Source organism: Emticicia sp., from assembly GCF_049241225.1.
GTDB lineage: Bacteria > Bacteroidota > Bacteroidia > Cytophagales > Spirosomataceae > Emticicia.
On the sequence record NZ_JBMLRC010000059.1, the window covers coordinates 22,062 to 24,492 of the forward strand.

At 41.3% G+C, this 2,431-nt stretch carries 2 protein-coding genes; both read left to right on the forward strand.

What is annotated here, in order from left to right; translation table 11 throughout:
• The coding region (locus tag ACOVO2_RS03915; RefSeq protein WP_421768711.1) for a pseudouridine synthase at positions 1-1,323 on the forward strand (1,323 nt) is incomplete at its 5' end.
• Between the two features lie 299 nt (positions 1,324-1,622).
• The coding region (locus ACOVO2_RS03920; RefSeq protein WP_421768712.1) for a phosphosulfolactate synthase at positions 1,623-2,431 on the forward strand (809 nt) is incomplete at its 3' end.

A 2,431-nucleotide genomic window follows, 5' to 3' on the forward strand; every position in this document is an offset into this window, starting at 1 on the left:
AAACCCTTCAACAGCGACCGTCCTTATCAAAAACGAGAAGAAAGCTCTGACCGCAAGCCATTCGGTGAAAGAAAACCTTTCAACAGTGACCGTCCTTATCAAAAACGAGAAGAAAGTGCTGACCGCAAGCCATTTGGCGAACGCAAACCTTTCAACAGCGACCGTCCTTTTCAAAAACGAGAAGAAAGTGCTGACCGTAAGCCATTTGGCGAACGCAAACCTTTCAACAGTGACCGTCCTTATCAAAAACGAGAAGAGAACTCTGACCGTAAACCTTATGGTGAAACAAGAGACGCTGCTCCAAAATCTTTTGAAGATAGACCAAGAACATTTGGTGGCGATAGGCCCGCACATCCTTTCAAGAAAAGAGATGATAGTGGCCGTCCGACTTCAAACGACCGCAAAAATGCTTATTCGGCCGACAAGCCTCGTTTTCAGAAAAACGAACCTCATAACCGAGATTTCAAACCTAAGAATAAATTTGAGCCAAAAGAAAATCAGGCTACATCGTCGAGACCAGAAGCTCCTAACTACGATTTAGAGCGTTTGAAAAGCAGATTACCCGAGAAACTTCAAAAGAAAGTTTTGAAAGAAGAAAAAGAATCGGGAAAAGATGAGCTAATCAGACTAAACCGCTATATTTCTAATGCAGGAATTGCCTCTCGACGTGACGCAGATGAGTTAATCGCTTCTGGACAAATCACTGTTAATGGCAAGGAAATCAAAGAAATGGGTTATAAAGTGAAGCCCAACGATGTAGTAAAATACGGTAAGAAGATTTTGAGTCGTGAGAAATTGGTATATGTTTTATTAAACAAGCCGAAAGACTTTATCACGACTACCGAAGACCCCGATGAGCGTAGAACGGTGATGGATTTAGTGAAAAACGCTTGTCCAGAGCGTATCTATCCGGTGGGTCGTTTGGATAGAAATACAACGGGTTTATTGCTACTAACCAATGATGGAGAATTAGCCGAAAAGCTTTCGCATCCATCAAACGAAGTGAAGAAAATCTACCAAGTTGAATTAGATAAGCCGATTACAACCGAAGATTTTGAGGCAATCATTAACGGTATCGAGTTGGAAGATGGCTTCATCAAACCTGATGAATTGGCCCTCGTTACGCCTGATGCCGAAGTAGTAGGAATCAAGATTCATAGTGGTAAAAACCGCATCGTACGTCGTATTTTTGAGCATTTAGGCTACGAAGTCTTGAAACTCGACCGAACCACTTATGCTGGCCTTGACAAAAAAGACCTTCCACGTGGAAAATGGCGTTTCTTGACCGAAAAAGAAGTGATCCGCTTGAAATATATGCTATAATGCTATAAGATAGCCAAACGAACACAAAGTGGTCAAACATGAATAGCCCAGCATGCAATTCTGGGAAATAGATGGTAGGTTTAATTACGACACTGAAGGTGTAGAACATTCAAAGTCCTGTGGGAATTTCTCACAGGACTTTGTTTTTTTCGGGTATAAAATTATCTGTTTCGTGCTGAAAAAAAGCAACTTCACCCACACAAACGTATAGTTATCGACTTATAAGCCATTTGTCTTAGACCCTTAACACAAAATTTATTATCTTTGCCGATGTTTCTAATATAACGATAAAGTAGATGATGAATTATAGTTTAAATCACGTCCCGAAACGTACAGCGAAACCTCGTGAGTCTGGCCTAACGATGGTGATGGATAAAGGTCTCAGTATCAGAGAAGTAGAAGATATGTTGTCGATTTCGGCACCGCATATAGATATTGTAAAATTAGGTTGGGCAACTTCATTTGTTACGCCAAATCTAAAAGATAAAGTAAAAGTATATCAAGATGCTGGTATTCCGATTTATTTCGGAGGAACACTTTTCGAGGCTTTCGTGGCTCGTGACCAGTTTGAAGATTATTTAAGGGTTTTAGACCAATACAAACTCGAACACGCCGAAGTTTCGGATGGTTCAATCGAAATTCCGAGCGATGAAAAATGCGAATACATCCGTCGTTTGGCTACTCGTGCCAAAGTGCTTTCGGAAGTAGGTTCGAAAGATGCCGAAAAGATTTTTGCTCCCTACAAATGGATTGAAATGATGCAGTCGGAGCTTGATGCAGGTGCTTGGAAAGTAATCGGTGAAGCTCGTGAGGGCGGAAATGTGGGTCTTTTCCGTAGTAGTGGTGAAGTGCGTCAGGGTTTGGTTGATGAAATCATTCATGCGATTCCGGCCGAAAAAATCATTTGGGAAGCTCCACAAAAATCACAACAAGTTTACTTCGTAAAATTGGTTGGCACAAACGTAAACCTCGGAAATATTGCACCAAACGAAGTAATTCCACTCGAAACCATCCGTATCGGACTTCGTGGAGATACTTTTGCTAATTTCTTACCAGAAAAAACCAAGAAACGTTTCAAACTCGGCAAATACAGCGGCGATAAGCGTAT